General features: G+C 74.4%; 17 protein-coding genes and 1 pseudogene. 6 read left to right on the top strand and 12 right to left on the bottom strand.

The genetic code is table 11. From position 1 onward, the window contains the following. Positions 1-152: 152 nt before the first annotated feature. The 4 genes from BBH68_RS14950 to BBH68_RS39330 form a co-directional block, all read right to left on the bottom strand. Positions 153-1,994, bottom strand: coding sequence for a hypothetical protein (locus BBH68_RS14950; protein WP_065962578.1), 1,842 nt, complete (start codon positions 1,992-1,994; stop codon positions 153-155). Between the two features lie 334 nt (positions 1,995-2,328). Further along, entirely contained in the window at positions 2,329-3,609 is a 1,281-nt protein-coding gene (gene purD, locus BBH68_RS14945; RefSeq protein ID WP_065962575.1) for a phosphoribosylamine--glycine ligase, read from the bottom strand. Between the two features lie 82 nt (positions 3,610-3,691). After that, positions 3,692-3,943: a type II toxin-antitoxin system RelE family toxin gene (locus BBH68_RS14940; protein ID WP_065962573.1), complete on the bottom strand. Its 252-nt coding sequence runs from the start codon at positions 3,941-3,943 to the stop codon at positions 3,692-3,694. After that, on the bottom strand, positions 3,940-4,203 hold the full coding sequence (locus BBH68_RS39330) for a type II toxin-antitoxin system prevent-host-death family antitoxin (RefSeq protein WP_076970883.1): 264 nt from the start codon (positions 4,201-4,203) through the stop codon (positions 3,940-3,942). The genes BBH68_RS14940 and BBH68_RS39330 overlap by 4 nt, the downstream gene beginning before the upstream one ends. Positions 4,204-4,409: 206 nt before the next feature. On the opposite strand from BBH68_RS39330, the pseudogene BBH68_RS14935 reads away from it, so the two are divergent. The 3 genes and pseudogenes from BBH68_RS14935 to BBH68_RS14925 form a co-directional block, all read left to right on the top strand. Further along, positions 4,410-5,000, top strand: a pseudogene (locus BBH68_RS14935) (DinB family protein); the annotation flags it as partial. Further along, positions 4,983-5,483 (top strand): GNAT family N-acetyltransferase, encoded by a 501-nt coding sequence (locus BBH68_RS43110; protein WP_281182483.1) that lies wholly within the window; start codon positions 4,983-4,985, stop codon positions 5,481-5,483. The pseudogene BBH68_RS14935 and the gene BBH68_RS43110, both read left to right, overlap by 18 nt. A gap of 331 nt (positions 5,484-5,814) precedes the next feature. Beyond that, positions 5,815-6,546 carry an SLATT domain-containing protein gene (locus BBH68_RS14925; protein WP_076970882.1) on the top strand — a complete coding sequence of 244 codons (732 nt, stop codon included), beginning with the start codon at positions 5,815-5,817 and terminating at the stop codon, positions 6,544-6,546. A 44-nt stretch (positions 6,547-6,590) separates the two neighbouring features. Here the strand turns inward: BBH68_RS14925 and BBH68_RS14920 are convergent, their stop codons facing one another. The 8 genes from BBH68_RS14920 to BBH68_RS14885 all read right to left on the bottom strand — a co-directional run bounded on the left by BBH68_RS14920 (position 6,591) and on the right by BBH68_RS14885 (position 14,588). Next, on the bottom strand, positions 6,591-7,049 hold the full coding sequence (locus tag BBH68_RS14920; protein WP_141713004.1) for a hypothetical protein: 459 nt from the start codon (positions 7,047-7,049) through the stop codon (positions 6,591-6,593). Between the two features lie 27 nt (positions 7,050-7,076). Beyond that, positions 7,077-7,616 (bottom strand): GNAT family N-acetyltransferase, encoded by a 540-nt coding sequence (locus tag BBH68_RS14915; protein ID WP_065962564.1) that lies wholly within the window; start codon positions 7,614-7,616, stop codon positions 7,077-7,079. A gap of 112 nt (positions 7,617-7,728) precedes the next feature. After that, complete coding sequence (locus BBH68_RS14910; RefSeq protein ID WP_065962562.1) at positions 7,729-8,379, bottom strand: hypothetical protein; 651 nt, start codon at positions 8,377-8,379, stop codon at positions 7,729-7,731. An 81-nt stretch (positions 8,380-8,460) separates the two neighbouring features. Further along, on the bottom strand, positions 8,461-8,991 hold the full coding sequence (locus BBH68_RS14905; RefSeq protein WP_065962560.1) for a hypothetical protein: 531 nt from the start codon (positions 8,989-8,991) through the stop codon (positions 8,461-8,463). Positions 8,992-8,996: 5 nt separating this feature from the next. Further along, positions 8,997-9,686 carry a SigE family RNA polymerase sigma factor gene (locus BBH68_RS14900; protein WP_245738066.1) on the bottom strand — a complete coding sequence of 230 codons (690 nt, stop codon included), beginning with the start codon at positions 9,684-9,686 and terminating at the stop codon, positions 8,997-8,999. After that, complete coding sequence (locus BBH68_RS14895) at positions 9,683-12,262, bottom strand: dolichyl-phosphate beta-glucosyltransferase (RefSeq protein WP_079151002.1); 2,580 nt, start codon at positions 12,260-12,262, stop codon at positions 9,683-9,685. Before BBH68_RS14895 ends, BBH68_RS14900 begins: the two co-directional genes overlap by 4 nt. A gap of 112 nt (positions 12,263-12,374) precedes the next feature. Further along, a complete protein-coding gene (locus BBH68_RS14890) occupies positions 12,375-13,067 on the bottom strand; it encodes a GntR family transcriptional regulator (protein WP_065962559.1) in 693 nt (230 codons plus the stop codon). 132 nt (positions 13,068-13,199) lie between these two features. Further along, positions 13,200-14,588, bottom strand: coding sequence for an aspartate aminotransferase family protein (locus tag BBH68_RS14885; protein ID WP_281182482.1), 1,389 nt, complete (start codon positions 14,586-14,588; stop codon positions 13,200-13,202). 228 nt (positions 14,589-14,816) lie between these two features. Between BBH68_RS14885 and BBH68_RS14880 the strand changes: the two genes are divergently transcribed. The 3 genes from BBH68_RS14880 to BBH68_RS14870 all read left to right on the top strand — a co-directional run. Continuing rightward, positions 14,817-15,452, top strand: a complete 636-nt coding sequence (locus BBH68_RS14880) for a DJ-1/PfpI family protein (protein WP_065962558.1) — start codon at positions 14,817-14,819, stop codon at positions 15,450-15,452. Beyond that, entirely contained in the window at positions 15,449-15,952 is a 504-nt protein-coding gene (locus BBH68_RS14875) for a MarR family winged helix-turn-helix transcriptional regulator (RefSeq protein ID WP_065962555.1), read from the top strand. Before BBH68_RS14880 ends, BBH68_RS14875 begins: the two co-directional genes overlap by 4 nt. 89 nt (positions 15,953-16,041) lie before the next feature. Then, positions 16,042-17,350: serine/threonine-protein kinase (locus BBH68_RS14870; protein WP_141713003.1), on the top strand; the 1,309-nt coding region annotated here is incomplete at its 3' end.

The raw sequence follows: 17,350 nt of genomic DNA, 5'->3' as shown, positions 1-17,350 counted from the left end.
TTCACCACCGCCTCCAGCACATCACATTGCGCACCTATTCCATCACTGATCGTCGCGACTTTGCCGAACCCAGACCCTTTGCGTTCACACCTGGGTGTCAACCGCGCGGACCACGATTTACGCGGCCCGCCCCGGGGTCGCCCGAGAGGGGGTCACACCAGCCGGACCGGCTTCTCCGCCCGTACGCCCACCTCGCCGAGCCAGGCGCGCAGCGGCTCCGCGTCGCCGTCCTCGACCAGGCTCAGCACCGGATACGCCAGGTCCGCCCGCCGCCGCCCGCCGACCAGCAGCGCGGGCCCGTCCAGCCAGTCGAGCCCCGGCGCGGCGCCCGCCGTGTCTATGGCGGCGCAGCACACCATGGCCGTGACGTGGTCGGCCAGCAGCTCACGACCCGTACGGGGCGGTTGCGGCGGGAACAGCGGCGCGCAGCCGTCGATCCACAGGTCACCGCCGCCGGACGCCGGCCCCTCCCCCGCGCGGCCGCCGGCCCGGCCCCGGGCGCGGGTCTCCGCCCGGTGGAGGGCCTCCTCGCGGGCCAGCTCCACGCTCAGCAGGACCGCGACCTCCTCGCCGAGCTCCCCCGTGGGGGCCCGGTCGGGGGCGGCGGTGAGCCGCTCCATGACCCGGGCGAGGGTGGGCGCGGCGGGCTCGGGTGCCACACAGCCGGCCGCCACGGGGCCGGGCGGCGCAGGGTCGGGCTGCGCGGGGGCGGGCTGCGCAGGCTCAGGGGGCACGGGGGCGGGCTCGGCGTCGGGGTGGGGCTGCTCGTCGAGGACTCGGTGCAGCCGGGCGGCCTCCAGCCGCCACTTGCGGTCCACGACCTCCTCCGGATACGCGCCCCAGTCGACCGGGGACCAGTCCGGGCCCGGCTCGCTCGGTCCGCCGTGGAACAGCCGGGCGGCCAGCAGGGACGTCGCCTCGTCGATCAGCCCCGGCTCCTCCAGCAGGTCGCAGGCGGGCCGCTCGCTGAGCCGGGAGGCGAACCCCTCGGCCAGCCGGTCGCGGCGGGACAGCTCGGTGAGGGCCGACACCACGCCCGCGTCCAGGCGGGACGGCCAGCGGCCCATCCGCCAGGCGGGCAGCGCGACCCTCGTCAGCAGCCGGTCCCACCCCGCGTACGCCAGCCCGACCTGCTCCTGGGCCACGATCCGCAGCCCGTAGTCCACGGCCTGGGCGCGCTCGGAGGCGGCGGCGGCCACGGCACGCTCCATCTCGGCGGCGTGGTCCCGGCAGCCGCGCAGCAGCAGCCGGGCGATCCAGCCGAGGAACGCGAGGGCGGGGCGGCGCACCGCCCGCCCGAGCGCCGCGACGGCGGCCCCGGGCGTTCCACGGCGCGGCGCGGGGCGCGCGGGGCCGCCCAGGGCGGCGACGGCCACGGCGGCGTCCAGCCCGCGCACGAAGCGGCGGGCGGCCGCTATGTCGGGGTGCACGGACGGGCCGGTGCCCGCGACCACGGGCGCGAGCAGGGCGCGCAGCTCGCCGACCCGCATCCACCACAGGAACGGCGAGCCGATGACCAGCACGGGGGCGACCGGCGCCCGCCCGCCGCCCGCCCCGGCCGTACGTCTCCTGCCGCCGTGCGCCCGGTGCGTACGGTCCTCGAGCCAGCTGTCGCAGTCCGGGGTGAGCGCTATGGCGGACGGGGCGGGCACCTCCAGGCGCTCGGCCAGGTCGCGGACCAGGCGATACAGGTCCGGGGCCGTCTCCTCGGCGATCGGCACGGTCGGGCTGAGCGCGGGCCTGGCCCGTACGACCACGGCCGCCACGGCGGCCGCCAGCAGCAGGACCACCACGGCCCCGGCGACCACCGCCCAGCGGACGGCGGTCCAGCCCTCGTCGTGCGAGCCACCGATGCGGCCGGTGGCGCCGCCGACCAGCAGCACCACGGCGGCCGCCGCCGGGAGCAGCGCGACCGCGAGCGCGGCGCCACGGATCCGCAGCACCGCGAGGGCGCGGGCACGAGCTGCCTGCGCGCCTTCTTCCGGACCTGCCACGGTTCCATCACCCCCTGCTGCCCAGCCGATGTGTGAACAGCGGACGACGGTGGTGTTGTGCCCTTACTCCCCCCACTGTCGCACCGGCCGCCCGCGCCGCAATGCCGGTGGGCCACTTGCCGCACCGCGTCTGAGCGGCACAGTAGTTGGGGCCCGCGCGTGCGTCAGCAGGATGCAGGGAGGGCTCACCCGATGGAATGGCCTTGGCCAGAACCGGGAACTTCTCAAGGAACTCTCTGGGCCCTTACAGGTGCCCCTCGACCGCTCCTCGACCGCCCCTCGGCCCTTTCTCGGCCCTTTCTCGGCCCTTTCTCGACCGCTCCTCGACCCGGTCTCAGGCCGAGGTCGCCTCGGGCCCGGCCTCCCGCGCCGCCTTGGCGGCGATGTCCGAGCGGTGGTGGGAGCCGTCCAGGCCGATGCGGGCGACGGCGCGGTACGCCCGCTCCCGGGCCTTGGCGAGATCCGACCCGGTCGCCGTCACCGAGAGCACCCGGCCCCCCGCGCTCACCACGTCACCCGAGGCCGCGTCCCGCTTGGTGCCCGCGTGCAGCACGTACGCCTTGGGCGCGTCCTGCTCGGCCACCTGGTCCAGGCCCGTGATCGGGTCACCCGTACGGGGCGTCCCCGGGTAGTTGTGCGAGGCGATCACGACCGTCACCGCCGCACCGTCGCTCCAGCGCAGCGGCGGCAGCGAGTCCAGCCGCCCGGTCGCGGCGGCCAGCAGCACACCGGCCAGCGGCGTCTTCAGCCGGGCCAGCACCACCTGGGTCTCCGGGTCGCCGAAGCGCGCGTTGAACTCGATCACCCGCACCCCGCGCGAGGTGATCGCCAGCCCCGCGTACAGCAGCCCCGAGAACGGCGTCCCCCGGCGGCGCAGCTCGTCCACGGTCGGCTGCAGCACCGTCGCCAGCACCTCGTCGACCAGCTTGGGGTCCGCCCACGGCAGCGGGGAGTACGCGCCCATGCCGCCCGTGTTCGGGCCCTCGTCGCCGTCGTGGGCGCGCTTGAAGTCCTGGGCGGGCTGGAGGGGGACGACCGTCTCACCGTCCGTGACCGCGAACAGCGACACCTCGGGGCCGTCCAGGTACTCCTCGATCACGACGCGCCCGCAGGCCAGCGCGTGCTCGCGGGCTGCCTGGAGGTCGCTGGTCACGACGACGCCCTTGCCGGCCGCCAGCCCGTCGTCCTTGACGACGTACGGTGGGCCGAAGGCGTCCAGCGCCGCGTCGATCCCGGCCTCGTCGGTGCAGACGTAGGCCCGGGCGGTGGGCACGCCCGCCGCCGCCATCACGTCCTTCGCGAAGGCCTTCGACCCCTCCAGCTGGGCGGCCTGCGCCGACGGCCCGAACACCGGGATCCCCCGCGCCCGCACCGCGTCCGCCACCCCCGCCACCAGCGGAGCCTCCGGACCGACCACCACCAGCCCCGCCTCCAGGGAGACGGCCAGCTCGGCGACGGCCGCGCCGTCGAGCGCGTCGACGGTGTGCAGCTCGGCGATCTCCGCGATGCCGGCGTTGCCGGGTGCGCAGTACAGCGAGCTGACGTCGGGGTCGAGGGACAGTGCGCGGCACAGGGCGTGTTCGCGGGCGCCGCTGCCGATGACGAGGACCTTCACGGTATGCAGCCTATTGCCTCGCCGCCCGCCCCCTCCGCGCCGGGGGCCCGGCCGCCCTCGTCCGGCGGCCGGGCGGGCGTGATCAGGCGCCCGCGTAGCCGATGTGCTCGATGTGGAGCGTGTGAGCGTCCCGGTCAAGGCGGTACAGGATGCGCCAGGGCCCGTGCCGCAGGCGGCGATGCTCAGTGCCCCACGGGCGGGAACCTTCGGGCCGATGGTTCTCGGCTAGCTTGCCGGTGGCTCGCAGGAGGTCGTCAACACTGCGGGGATCGACCTTCAGGTGGCCAGCAGCGGCATCGAGAGCTGCGGGTTCCCACACCACCTGCCAGCTCACTCGCTCCGTCCGGCTGCCTCAAGAAGGGCGCGTCGCGCCTCATTGTGCGGGATCGGGGCCTCGCTGCGGCCAAGGGCACGATCACGCTCGATGCGCGCGAGAGCGAGGGCGTCCTCAAGGTCTTCGAGCTCGGCGGGCGAAATCAGGACAGCCGTAGGAACACCCCGGTCAGTCAGGGTGATGTGCTCGTGTTGAGCGGCTCGACGAGCGAGTTCGCCGAGCCGGCCTCGGGCTTCTGCGATCGGATATGTAGCCGACATGCCACTAGTGTACACCAGCATTACACTTGGATCGCCCGGTCGAGGCGGCACTCGCGGCCGTCTCCGGCCGCTGCTGATCCAGCTGTACTCCACGGGCGAGACGCTCCTGCGCCTCACCGGCGGCCCGTGCTCACCCGCCCCGTAGAGCGCGCGGGCGAGCAGGTGTTCGATCAGCGTTGTCGGTGCCGGGTGGGAGGATCCGGCGCATGCTGGAATCACTGGAATCGGCCGTGAAGGCCAGGCTCCACCACTACCTGCGCCGGGCCCGCGAGGCCCTGCTGTGGAAGCTCGACGGGCTCTCCGAGTACGACATCCGCCGCCCGCTGACACCGACCGGCACCAATCTGCTGGGGCTGGTCAAACACGCCGCCGGCGTGGAGAAGGTCTACTTCGGCGATGTGTTCGGGCGGTCGTTCGACGAGCCGCTGCCCTGGATGGCGGAGGACGCCGAGCCCAACGCCGACATGTGGGCGACCGCCGAGGAGTCGCGCGAGGACATCGTCGGGCTGTACCACCGCGTGGCGAAGCAGGCCGACGCGACGATCGAGGCGCTGCCGCTCGACGCGCCCGGTCGTGTGTCGTGGTGGCCCGAGGAGCACCGCGAGGTGACGCTCCAGCAGATCGTGCTGCATGTGCTCACCGATCTCCACCGCCACGCGGGTCACGCGGACATCGTCAGGGAACTGATCGACGGGACCGTCGGCATGCGGCCCGGCGGCGAGAACATGGCGCCGGGCGACCAGGCGTGGTGGGAGGAGTACCGGGGCCGGCTGGAGCGGGTGGCGAAGGAGGTCGGCAAGCCCTCGACGCGGGTGACGCTGCGCGAGGTCCGGGACGAGGACCTGGCCGTCTTCTGGGCTCAGATGAACGAGCCCGAGGGGATCCATATGGCGGCGTTCACCGCCGAGGACCCCTCGGACCGCGCCCGTTTCGACGCCCACTGGGCGCGGAACCGCCGGGACCCGGCGGTCGTCCTGCGCACCGTGGTGGGCGAGCGCGGTGAGGTCGTCGGGCACGCCGCCGTGTTCGGCCCGGCCGAGGAGCGCGAGGTCACGTACTGGATCGGGCGGGAGTACTGGGGCCGGGGGGCGGCCACCGCCGCGCTGCGGGAGCTGCTCAGGGCCGTGCCGGAGCGTCCGCTGTACGCCCGGGCGGCGGCGGACAACGGTGGCTCGATCCGGGTCCTGGAGAAGTGCGGATTCGTGGCGGCCGGCAGGGAGCGCGGATTCGCGAACGCGCGGGGCGAGGAGATCGAGGAAGTGGTGTTCGTCTTGGCCTGATGGGCCTGGTGAGTTGATGAGGCTGATGACCGCCTGGTGCCCCGGTCGCCGGGGGACGGGGCGGGCGGCGCCGGGTAGGTTCGCCGGTCGAGGAGCATGTGTCGTGTGTGGCGGACCGGTCGCTGGGGTGAGAACGTCACCGCCCGACCCCGGCACTCTTTCGGGTGAGGGAGCGGACGCTCTTATAGCGGATGACACACCTCGTACGGGCGGTTATGTTGCCATCTCGGCCGCGTGGCCAGCCGTTTGGCGGTAGGTAAGGTGGTTCCGCATCGGCCGCGCGCCAAGAGAGGTGCAGCGACTACATGAAGCCCCAGAGGGAGTGGCACGGGTGAGTCAGCCGGAGATGCAGCCCGAGGGGCTCCCTCGACAGGAAGGCCCGAAGAAGCAGGGGGACCTGCTCGGTCGGCCCTTCCCGCACGGCGACTGGGGCGAGCCCGCCGAGCGCCTCGACGAGCTGTACCAGTGGGTCGAGGAAGGCGCGCTGCAGGTCGCGAAGTGGTACCTCGCCGACCGGGTGTGGAAGCGGCGGGTCGCCCGGGCGCTGCGGGTGGGGGCGGCCGTCATGGGGGTCGTGGGAGCCATACTGCCGCTGCTGGATCTCAACGGGGTGCTGGGCGGCGGGGCCGGGTGGGGCTGCCTGGTGCTGCTGATCGCCGCCGCGTGCGTCGGGTGCGACCGGTTCTTCGGGCTGACCTCGGGCTGGATGCGGGACGTCGCCACGGCACAGGCCGTGCAACGACGTCTGGAGACGCTGCAGTTCGACTGGGCGTCGGAGAGCGTGCGCGAGGTGCTCGGCCCGACCGAGGGCACGGCGGCCGAGGCCGTGGAGCGCTGCCTCGCCGTGCTGCGCCGCTTCTGCGAGGACATCTCGGAACTCGTACGGACCGAGACCGCCGGCTGGATGGTGGACTTCGGATCCGGCTCCGCGCCCCTGTTCACCCAGGCCCTGGTGGCCCAGGGCTCCCGCCCCGAGGGCGGCTCCCCCGCGAACCGCTTCCCCCTCCAGCCGACCACCCGCCCCAACATGCCCCGCCAGCGCCCGCCGGAGCCGCCCCGGTAGCCGGACCGCCCGGCGGCACCGCCCCGGTAGCGGAAACGCCCGGGTCAGCCGGTCCGAGGGGCCTGCTGGACCGCCCACTGGATCGCCGCCACCATCTCGTTCCGGTGGGCGATGTTGTGCCGCGACCACACCGGCGTGCGCCAGTTGGCGGCGATCCCGAAGCGTCGGCGTCTGCCGTCCCGCGTGGTGATGTGCAGCACCGTCCGGCCGGTCGCCCCGACCGAGGTGATGTCCTCAAGCCGCACGGCCCGCGCCTTGTTCGCCCACCCGACGATCAGCTCGATCGCCCTGTCGACGCCCGTCGGCGCCGCCGAACCGGCCACCGTGCTCAACAACTGGCCCGCGAGCTTGGTGTTCAACGGGCCGTGGTACACGCGGCGGTTGGTGAGCACGAGCAGACCGCCGATCAGCGCGAGGCCGGTGCCAGGGATCAGAACGGCCCCGGTCTTCACGCAGAGCACCCGCTCCCCCGGCTCCGGCGGCAGGGTCACCCACAGTCTCATCACGCATCCCCCCTTGAACCATCAAGCTTACTGACGGTCCTCCCGGCGCAGGCGATAAACGACGCTCGGGCGCAGCGGGCCCTCGGGCACGGTCATGTCGTCGAAGTCGTCGGCCGGGTCGCGGGTCATGCCGATGCGGCGCATCACCGCCTGGGAGCGGAGATTGGTGGCCGTGGTGACGGCGAGGATCTCCGGCAGGCGGAGGGCCTCGAAGCCGTGGTCCACGGCGGCCAGGGCGGCCTCGGTGGCGTAGCCGTGTCCCCAGTACGGGCGGGCCAGCCGCCAGCCGACCTCCACTCCGGTGAACGGCATGCCCTCGTCCACCGGATCGAGCCCGGTGAAGCCGATGAACTCCCCGGTGGCCCTCACCTCCACGGCCCACCACCCCCAGCCCCGCCGGTCGAGGTCGGCCTGGAAGCGGGCCACTGACGCGTCGCTCCGCTCCCGCGTGAGGACGCCCGGGAAGTACTCGCGGACCTCGGGGTCGGCGTTCAGGGCCGCCCATGGGGCGAGGTCGGATTCCCGCCACTCGCGGAGCACAAGACGATCGGTGCGCAGTTCGGACATCCCGGCAACCTAACGTGCCCCACGAGCGCGGGACGATCGAATAAACCGGCCGAGCGGCGCCGCCCCTCGGGCTCCGCCACCCGGCCCGCCCCGGCCGGCCCCGGCTCCCCGCTCAGCTGAAGACGATCATCGAGCCCTGGCCGAGGCTGCGGGTGGCCGCCGCGTGGAGGCCCAGCCAGACATGGCGCTCGCGGGCGAAGGGGCTGTCCTCGTACGGAATGGGTGCGGCCGGTTCCTCCAGGGTGGTGGGGCGGGCCGGGGGCGCGGGGGTGGCCGGGGGGTTGTGGGGGTCGATGCCGAGCGCGGGGGCGACGGCCTCCAGCTCCCTCAGCAGGCCGTGGCTGGACCCCAGGGGGCCGCCGCCCTCGAGGAGTTCGTCGTTGGACAGCGGGTGTTCGAAGTCGACGGGGACGTAGGCGCCGGCGTGGTCGTAGTGCCACACCAGGTGGGACTGCTGGGCCGTGGGTTCGAACATCTCCAGCAACTGCTCGTAGTCGCCGCCGAGTTCGTCCACCGGCGTGACGGCCAGCCCGCAGACCTGCAGCAGATAGGCGCGGCGGAGGAAGTGCAGCGCGTCGTAGTCGAAGGCCGCGACCGGGGCGACGTCCCCGGACAGGCCCGGCATGTAGCCGAAGACGGGCACGGGCGGCAGACCGGCGTCCCCGAGTGCCTTGTCGTAGGCCGCGAGTTCCTCCGCGAAGGGGTTGTCGGGGCTGTGGCACAGCACATCGACGAGGGGGACCAGCCAGAGGTCACAGGCCACGCGATCTCACTCTCGTATCCGTACGGGCAGTGGTCGGCCCAGCGTAATGCTCCCCGTACGCCGCGCGAAGGGCCCTGTACGTCAGGGGGGCGTGACGGTGGTCGCTGTCGTCCCGGACGGGTTCGTCGGCGGCGTGTACCCGCCCGTCGGGGTGGTCGGGGACATGCCGGGGGAGGTGTTCGACCAGGTGTCCGGTGAGGTGCTGGGTGACCTGGGTGGCGGTTGGCTGGAGTCCGCTGATCCCGTCGGTTCGGTCGGGCCGGACGAGTTCCCGCTGGGCGACGCCGTCCCGCTGGACGGGGCCGTCCCGCTGGGCGACGCCGTCCCGGTCGGCGCGGTGCTCGTCGTCGTGGGGCGGTCCGGGCCGGGCCCGGCGGGGGGCGTGGCGGGGCCGGGCAGCAGGCGCGCGGCCAGGGCCAGCGCCACGGCCACCAGCGCGACGACCAGCCCCGCCGCCACGGGCAGCGCCGCCCGGCGCGCACGCGCCCGCCGCCGGCCCCGGCTGAGGGCCCGGGCCACGTCCACGCCCGGCGCCCCGGGGCCCGGTTCGAGACCGCGCAGCGGGGAGAGCAGCCGCGCCGCCTCCCGTGCCAGCTCGTCGTCGTCCCGCATGGCGGCTACTCCTTCCCCAAGCGCTGGTCCACGGATGGCATCGAGGCGAGCGGGTGCCCGCCGAGTTGTCCGCGCAGCCGGGCGAGGCCCCGCGCGGTCTGGCTCTTCACGTTTCCCTCGGAACAGCCGAGGACCGCCGCCACCTCGGCCACCGGCAGGTCGCACAGGAACCGCAGCACCAGCACGGCGCGTTGGCGCGCCGGGATGCGGGAGAGCGCGGTGTGCACGACCGTGCGCGTCTCGATGTCCGGCACGCCCGCGACGGGCGGCAGCCCCGGCGTCTCGTGCGGCGCGCCCGAGAGGCGGACGACCCGGGCCCAGCCGAGGCGCTGCTCGTTGAGGAAGCACCGGACGAGGATGGTGTGGACGTAGCGGTCCAGGTCGTCGGCGGCGCGGGCGCGGCGCCAGTGGACGTACAGCTTGGTCAGGGCGGCCTGGACGACGTCGTCGGCGCGGTGCGGGTCCTTGCAGAGCAGGTGCGCGACGCGGCGCAGCGCGGGCAGCCTCGCGGAGACGTACGCGGTGTACGCCCGCTCGGCTTCCGCCTCGTCCTCGGCCCGGTCGGCGGCCCGGTCGGCGGCCTGGTCGGCGGCCTGATCGGTGGCCCGGTCGGCGGCCTGGTTCCCCGTCCGGCCCTCCGCCCGGTCCTGAGCCCCGCCCCCGGCCGCACCACCCCCGGGCCCGTCCTTCCTCACATCCCTCCGTGCACGTCCCACACCCACACTCCCCCGATCCACTCCCCCTGCCAGCCCAGCAGCCGCTCCACGGTGACACGCAGCGCCTCGTCCCCCGGTTGCGGGGCGAGCACGACCGCGCCCGCCCGCCAGTACTCGAGGTCCTCGCGGGCGGCGCGGCGCTGCTCCTGGCGGATGCGCGGGACCCGTCCGGTGCGGCTGACCTCGGCGAGGAGGGCGGAGGTGAAGCGGTACTGGGGGCCGTAGACGCCGGTCCGCTCGGGGCCGTCGGGGCCGTTGAAGTAGCCGCCGGGGAGCGGGAAGCCGAGCCCGGCGGTGGTCTGCCAGTGCAGGGCCTCGGCGTCGCCGGGGCTGGGCAGCGGTACGGGGACGAGGGTGTGGCCCTCGGGCACGTGCGCCCGCCAGGTGCCGTCGGCGATGAAGGACGGGACGGGGACGCGGTCGGCGGTGGTGAACGGGGTGGGCGCGAGGGGCAGCAGGGCGGCGGTCACGGCGGCCCATCCGGCGATCCGCAGCCCCCGGCCACCGCCGGCACCGCCGCCCGGCCCAGCGGCACCGCCGTCGCCGTCCGGCCCGGCGGGGGCGGAGGCGCACAGCCGGTCGCAGGCCAGGGCCAGCAGGATGCCGAGCGCGGGCACCGCCGCCATCGCCACCCGCGACTCGATGACCGACTCGAAGAGCGGCCGGTGGGCGAGCGCCCGCCACGGCCCGGGCAGCGTGATCCCCGTCCAGGGCACCGGGATGGTGCGCCCGAGGGAGAGCACGGACGCCGCGAAGGCCACCCACCCGAGCGCCCGCACCCGGGGGTCCCGCCACAGCCACACCACCACGACGGCGGTCAGGGCGAGCAGCGGCCAGCCGAAGAAGGCGTTCTGCTCGGTGCGGTTCATCGCCAGCGCGTCGGCGGTGGCCTGGTGCCCGGCCAGCGAGCGGCCGGCGAACTCCACGAACGCGCGCGGGGAGTTGCCGGCCGGGCCGTGCAGCACGCTGTGGTAGCTCTGGTCGCCGAAGAACTGCCACAGCAGCGGATAGGCGAGCAGCGGCACGCACACCGCGACCGCGACGGCCAGCCCCCGGGCCAGCGGGCGCAGCGCCGCCCGCGCCCGGGCGGGGCGCGCGGCCGCGTAGCCGGCCGCGAAGAGGACGAGGCCCAGGGCGGCGAGCAGCAGCGCCTCCTCGCCGAGGAAGACCTGGTAGGTGAGGAAGAGGCCGAGGACCACCCCGTCGCGCCTGACGCGGGTGCCCTCGCACAGCCGCAGCAGCCGGTCGATGATCAGCGGCATCATGAACAGCACCGCGAAGTTGGGGTGCGCGTTGGCGTGGGAGATCATCGGCGGGGCGAAGGCGCACAGGGCGCCGCCGAGCGCGGCGGCCCGGCGGGCGCGTACGAACCGCTTGCGCAGCAGCCAGTACCAGGCGGCCGCGGTCCCGGCCAGCCCGCAGGTCAGCACCAGCGTCCAGGTCGCGCCCGGCCCGAAGAGCGCGGTGACGGGCGCGAGCGGCACGGCGAGCCCGAGCATGGCGGTGTTGGCCATGAGGTTGACCCCGAGCGGGGCGTTCTGGAGGCCGGTGAAGAACGGGTCGTCGAGCCCGAGGACATGGTGGGCGGTGACCGCGAAGAACCACTCCCACTGGTTCTGGTCCTGCCCGCTGTCGACGAGGTAGCGGTGCCCGACGTGCGCCCACAGCCCCTTGTAGAGCAGCACCGACAGCAGCAGATAGGCGAGGAGTACGGCCCGGTCGCCGGCGCCGATCCGCTCCCGTACGCCCCGCCGCGCGAGGCGCAGCAGTTCCAGGAGCACCCGTCCGTAGTCCAGCGGCCGGATCTTGGAACCCTCCTGGTGGGCCCAGCGCACCGGCACCTCGGCGACCGGCCAGCCCTCGCGGCGGAAAGCGCGCAGGATCTCCACGTCGATGCCCCACCCGTCGAGCCGCGACCGGCCGAAGGCCGCGCGCGCCCGGTCGCCGTCGAAGAGCTTGAATCCGCACTGGGTGTCGCGGACGCCGGGCAGGGCGACCGCCCGTATCAGACGGTTGCCCGCCCGGCCGGCCAGCCGGCGCAGCGGGTGCTGGTCCACCTCGATCAGCGCCTCGGGGTGGGCGCGGGAGCCGATCGCCGCGGCGGAGCCCGCGTCGAGCCGGTCGTGCAGCGGCGCCAACTCCTCGATGGGGGTGGCGAGATCGGCGTCGGTCAGCAGCACCCGGCGCCCGCGCGAGGCGAGCACGCCCAGGCGCAGCGCGTGGCCCTTGCCGTGGTTGCGCGCGGAGGAACCGGCGGTGGGGGACGCGGCGGGCGGGGTCAGCAGCCGGATGCGCGGCTCGGCCTCGGCCGCCCGGCGGACGACGGCCGCGGTGGCGTCGCTGGACCCGTCGTCGACGACGATCAGCTCCCACTCGGCGTGGCGGCCGGGCGAGGAACGCAGATAGCGGCAGATCGTGTCGAGGGTCCGGGGCAGCCGGTGCTCCTCGTTGTACGCGGGCACGACCACGGTCAGATCGACGGCGCCGCGGCCGGGAGCGGGCGCGGCGGGGCCGATGGCCAGGGCCGGAGGGCGGGCGGGCGAAGTGTGCAGCACATGTAGGGGACCACCGCGGACCCGCGCCGGGTTGTGTGTCGCCCGTCACATTCGCGGGCGGGTGTCGCGCGTCGCCTCCCCGCGGGGCGGCGGCTCATTCCTTCCCGGCGGCTCATCCCTTTCCGCCGCCGGTGACCAGTCGCTCGATCAGAGCGAGGGAGTGCGCGTTGTACGCGGCTATCAGCCGCTCGGAGGCCTCCGCGTCGCCGCGTGTGACGGCCGCGGTGAGCTCGCCGTGCCCGGCCCACAGCTGCCCGCGCAGATCCGGCACCCGCCGCAGATACGGCACGGTGAAGACCCAGGACTGGACCCGCAGCCGCTGGAGGAAGTCGAGTATGTACGGGTTGCCGACGAGCCCGCACAGCTCGCGCCAGAAGCGCAGGTCGTAGCCGATGAGTATGTCGAGGTCGCCGGAGCGCGCGGCGCGCTCGGCCTCGTCGGCGCGGCGCCGCACCGAGGCCAGGGCCTGCGGGGTCATGCTGCGCAGGGTGTCCTCGACGCACTGCCGGAAGACGCCCTCGACCACCATGTTGCGGGCGTTGAGCATGTGCCGGAAGTCCTCGAAGGTGAACTCGTGGACCTTGAAGCCGCGGTGTTCCTCGACGTCCAGCAGCCCCTGGGAGCACAGGTCGAGCAGGGCCTCGCGGACGGGGGTGGCGGAGACGCCGTACTGGTCGGCCATCTCCTTGACGGTGAACTGCCGGCCGGCCGGGAGTCTGCCCGCGAGCACCTCGTCGCACAGCGCCTCGGCGATCTGTTGACGCAGGGTGTTGCGCTTGACCGGGCTGGTGCCGGGCACGGGCATCGATGACCGTCTCCTTCCGCGGCCGTCGTGTCGTACGGATGCGGACGGCCCTCGCATCACGATATGCGAGGGCCGTTGCGCGAAGTGCGCAGAGTGGCTGGAGTGGTCTACACCGTGACGCCCGATGAGCCGTCAGACGGTGTGGGCGTCGGCCGCGGACAGGGCCTCGTCGAGGATCGCCAGGCCCTCCTTGGCCTCGGCCTCGGTGATGGTGCACGGCGGGACCACATGCGTGCGGTTCATGTTCACGAAGGGCCACAGCCCGCCGCGCTTGCAGGCCGCCGCGAACTCGGCCATGGGCTGGTTCGCCGGGCCGCTCGCGTTGTACGGGACCAGGGGCTCGCGGGTCTCCTTGCTCTTGACGAGGTCGAGCGCCCAGAACACGCCAAGACCGCGGACCTCGCCGACGGACGGGTGGCGCTCGGCGATCTCGCGCAGCCCGGGGCCGATGACCTTCTCCCCGATCTCGGCGGCGTTCTCCACGATGCCCTCCTCCGCCATGGCGTTGATGGTGGCGACGGCGGAGGCGCAGGCGAGCGGGTGGCCGGAGTAGGTGAGGCCGCCGGGGTAGGGCCGCTGGTCGAAGTCGGCGGCGATCCTGGCGCTGATGGCGACGCCGCCGAGCGGGACGTAACCGGAGTTGACGCCCTTGGCGAAGGTCAGCAGGTCCGGGGTGACGCCGAAGTGGTCGGCGGCGAACCAGTGGCCGGTGCGGCCGAAGCCCGCCATGACCTCGTCGAGGACGAAGACGATGCCGTAGCGGTCGCAGATCTCGCGGACCCCGGCCAGATAGCCGGGCGGCGGCACCATGATCCCGGCCGTGCCGGGGACGGTCTCCAGGATGATCGCGGCGATGGACTGGGGGCCCTCGAACGCGATGGTCTCCTCCAGGTGCGCCAGCGCGCGCTCGCACTCCTGCCGCTCGTCGGCGGAGTGGAAGGGCGAGCGGTAGAGGAACGGCCCCCAGAAGTGGACGACTCCGGCCGAGGCGGTGTCGGAGGGCCAGCGGCGCGGGTCGCCGGTCAGGTTGATCGCGGCGGCGGTCGCGCCGTGGTACGAGCGGTAGGCGGACAGCACCTTGGGCCGGCCGGTGTGCAGCCGGGCCATGCGGACGGCGTTCTCCACGGCCTCGGCGCCGCCGTTGGTGAAGAAGATCTTGTCCAGGTCGCCGGGGGTGCGCTCGGCGATCAGCCGTGCCGCCTCGGACCGCACGTCCACGGCGAAGCCCGGCGCGATGGTGCACAGCTTGGCGGCCTGCTCCCGCACGGCGGCCACGACCTTGGGGTGCTGGTGGCCGATGTTGGTGTTGACCAGCTGGGAGGAGAAGTCGAGGTAGCGGTTCCCGTCGTAGTCCCAGAAGTACGCGCCCTCGGCGCCCGCGACGGCGAGCGGGTCGATGAGCCCCTGGGCGGACCACGAGTGGAAGACGTGGGCCCGGTCCATCGCCTTGACGGCGGCACCGGTGGCGGGGTCGGGCGTGGGGCTGGGGGTCGGGGCGGGCTGCGCGGGCAGTGCGGACACGTTCGTACCTCTGATCGCTCGCAGGTCGGTGGGGCCCAGGGTACGGACCGGGCACGGCGGCGCGGCACCGACAGGCTGTCGGGCGCTGGCCGGGCGCGTGGACAGACTGCCGGGCGGGAGCGCCGGCCCCTGACCCGGCCTTGTTTGACAGTCTGCTGTCGATACGACAGCCTGCTGTCATCCAGTCGGCACGCCGCACCGAGGCGGGCCCGGGGACGAGGAGCAGCCATGGAACGCAGGACCGTGCATGTGGCCGTCTACGACACGCTCGCCGACTGGGAGTTCGGCTACGCCACCGCGTATCTGCGCGACACCTCCCTCCACCGGCCGCCCCGCCCCGGCATCGACGTGGTGACCGTCGCGGAGCGCCGCGAGCCGGTGACCACGATGGGCGGGCTGCGCCTCCAGCCCGACCTGGCCCTGGAGGACCTGCGGCCCGAGCACAGCGCGATGCTGGTCCTGCCGGGCGCGAGCCTGTGGGACGCCGGCGACCGGAACGCGCCCTTCGCGCGGGCGGCGCGGACCTTCCTGGAGGCGGGCGTCCCGGTCGCGGCGATCTGCGGGGCCACCGCGGGCCTCGCCCGCGAGGGCCTGCTGGACGACCGCGCCCACACCAGCGCCGCCGCCCCCTACCTGGCCGCCACCGGCTACAAGGGCGGCGACCACTACCGGGAGGCGGACGCGGTCACCGACGAGTCCGGCGACCTGATCACGGCCGGGCCGACGGAGCCGGTCGCCTTCGCCCGGGAGATCCTGGCCCGGCTGGACGTGTACGAGCCCGAGGTGCTCGACGCCTGGTTCCGGCTCTTCTCCGCCTCGGACGCGAGCGCCTTCGAGGTACTTCAGGCGGCGCAGCTGCGATGAGCGAGAGCGCCGAGCGGAGGGCGGCCCAGCCCGCGGACACCGCGCCCGCCCTGCTCAGCCGGACGGCGCTGGCCGTCTTCCGGCTGGGCGGGCAGTTCCTCGCCGTGTCCGAGCGGCTGGCCCGGCCCGTGGGGCTGACCGCCGCGCGATGGCAGGTGCTCGGGGCCGTGGTGGGGGAGCCGCTGAGCGTGGCCCAGATCGCGCGGGTCATGGGCATCACGCGGCAGAGCGTGCAGCGCGTCGCGGATCTGCTCGTCGCGGACGGACTGGCCGAATACCGCCCGAACCCCGCGCACCGCCGCGCCAAACTGCTCGCCCCGACCGCCGAAGGCCGCGCCGCCGTACGAGCGATCAGTCCAGGCCACCGGGGCTTCGCCGGACAGCTGTGCGAACAGCTGGGCGGACAGGCGGAGTTCGCGGCCGTCGCGGACGCGCTGCGGCGGCTGTCGGAGGCCGTGGAGGCTCTGGAGGATCAGCACGGTCAGATACGGAACCGATAACGGATCCCACGCGTCGTCCACTTCGCTCTCAGCCCCCTCTATTCTCTGGCGAGGGGCTGATCAGGGGAACAGGGGAAGGACAGCGACGCATGGAAGACCTGGGGGCCGAGGACCCTCGCTGGATCGGCGAGTACCGGCTGATCCGGCGGCTGGGAGCGGGCGGCATGGGACGGGTGTTCCTGGCCCACTCGCCACGCGGCCGCACGGTCGCGGTCAAACTCGTCCAGACGGAACTCGCGCAGCAGGCCGAATTCCGACGTCGCTTCAAGCAGGAGGTGCGGGCCGCGCAGCGGGTCGGGGGCGAGTGGACGGCCCCCGTGCTCGACGCGGACACCGAGGCCGCCACGCCCTGGGTGGCCACCGGCTACATCGCCGGTCCCTCCCTGCACTCGATCGTGGCCGAATCGGGTCCCCTGCCCGAGCGGTCGGTACGGATCCTGGGCCACGGCCTGACCAAGGCGCTCCAGTCCATCCACGGCGCGAATCTGATCCACCGTGACCTGAAGCCCTCCAACGTCCTCATCACGATCGACGGGCCGCGCGTCATCGACTTCGGCATCGCGCGGGCCCTGGAGACCGTCACCGACGGCATCCTCACCCGCAGCGGCGCCGTGGTCGGCTCGCCGGGCTTCATGTCGCCCGAGCAGGTGCGCGGCGAGCGGGTCACCCCCGCCAGCGACGTCTTCTGCCTCGGCTCGGTGCTCGCCTTCGCGGCCATCGGCCGCCAGCCCTTCGGCACCACCGACAGCGGGGTGCACGCGGTGATGTACCGCATCGCGCAGGAGGAACCCGACCTCCAGGGGCTCCCCGAGGGGCTGCGCGAGCTGGTCACCGACTGTCTGAACAAGGACCCGGCCGCCCGGCCCACCCTGGAGCAGCTCCTGGAGCGCACGGCCGGGCCCGAGGGCGCGGAGGACGCCGACGAGCCCTGGCTGCCGGGCAGCCTCGTCGCGCAGCTCGGGCGCCACGCCGTACAGCTGCTCGACGCGGAGACCCCGGCCGGCCCGCAGCCGCCCGTCATGCCCGCGCCGCCGTCCGCGCCGCCCACCACTCCGCCGTCCGCGCCGCCCGCCTTCCCGCCGGCCAAGCCGGCGGTCCCCGCTCCTCCGGCGACGCCGCCCACCGCCACCTCGTACCCGCTGGCGCCCGCGGAGCCGCCGACGCCCCCGGCGCCGGCCGGCCCGCCGCAGCGGGCGACCCCGCCGGCGGTCCCCGCGGTGCCCCCTGCCGCCCCGCCCGCGGCCTCTCCCGCCACTCCTCCCGGCGTGCCCGCCGCGCCGCCGGTGGCGCCCGCCGCCGCGGTTCAGCCGCCCGCCGGACCGCCGCGGGCCGCCGAGGCGCCCGCCGCGGACGCGGTGCCCGAGCCGCGGGCGGAGAACCCGGCCGCAGGCCCCGCAG

Origin of the sequence: Streptomyces sparsogenes (genome assembly GCF_001704635.1) — a bacterium.
GTDB classification, from domain to species: Bacteria; Actinomycetota; Actinomycetes; order Streptomycetales; family Streptomycetaceae; genus Streptomyces; species Streptomyces sparsogenes.
The sequence above is the reverse complement of the archived record's forward strand: the minus strand, read 5'-3'. Positions and strand labels throughout refer to the sequence as shown.

Bases quoted from the DNA above. Each gene is read 5' to 3' on its own strand.
- BBH68_RS39330 (WP_076970883.1), bottom strand. From the start codon at position 4,203: ATGTCGGCTACATATCCGATCGCAGAAGCCCGAGGCCGGCTCGGCGAA.
- BBH68_RS14920 (WP_141713004.1), bottom strand. From the start codon at position 7,049: ATGAGACTGTGGGTGACCCTGCCGCCGGAGCCGGGGGAGCGGGTGCTC.
- BBH68_RS14915 (WP_065962564.1), bottom strand. From the start codon at position 7,616: ATGTCCGAACTGCGCACCGATCGTCTTGTGCTCCGCGAGTGGCGGGAA.
- BBH68_RS14905 (WP_065962560.1), bottom strand. From the start codon at position 8,991: ATGCGGGACGACGACGAGCTGGCACGGGAGGCGGCGCGGCTGCTCTCC.
- BBH68_RS14890 (WP_065962559.1), bottom strand. From the start codon at position 13,067: ATGCCCGTGCCCGGCACCAGCCCGGTCAAGCGCAACACCCTGCGTCAA.
- BBH68_RS14880 (WP_065962558.1), top strand. From the start codon at position 14,817: ATGGAACGCAGGACCGTGCATGTGGCCGTCTACGACACGCTCGCCGAC.
- BBH68_RS14875 (WP_065962555.1), top strand. From the start codon at position 15,449: ATGAGCGAGAGCGCCGAGCGGAGGGCGGCCCAGCCCGCGGACACCGCG.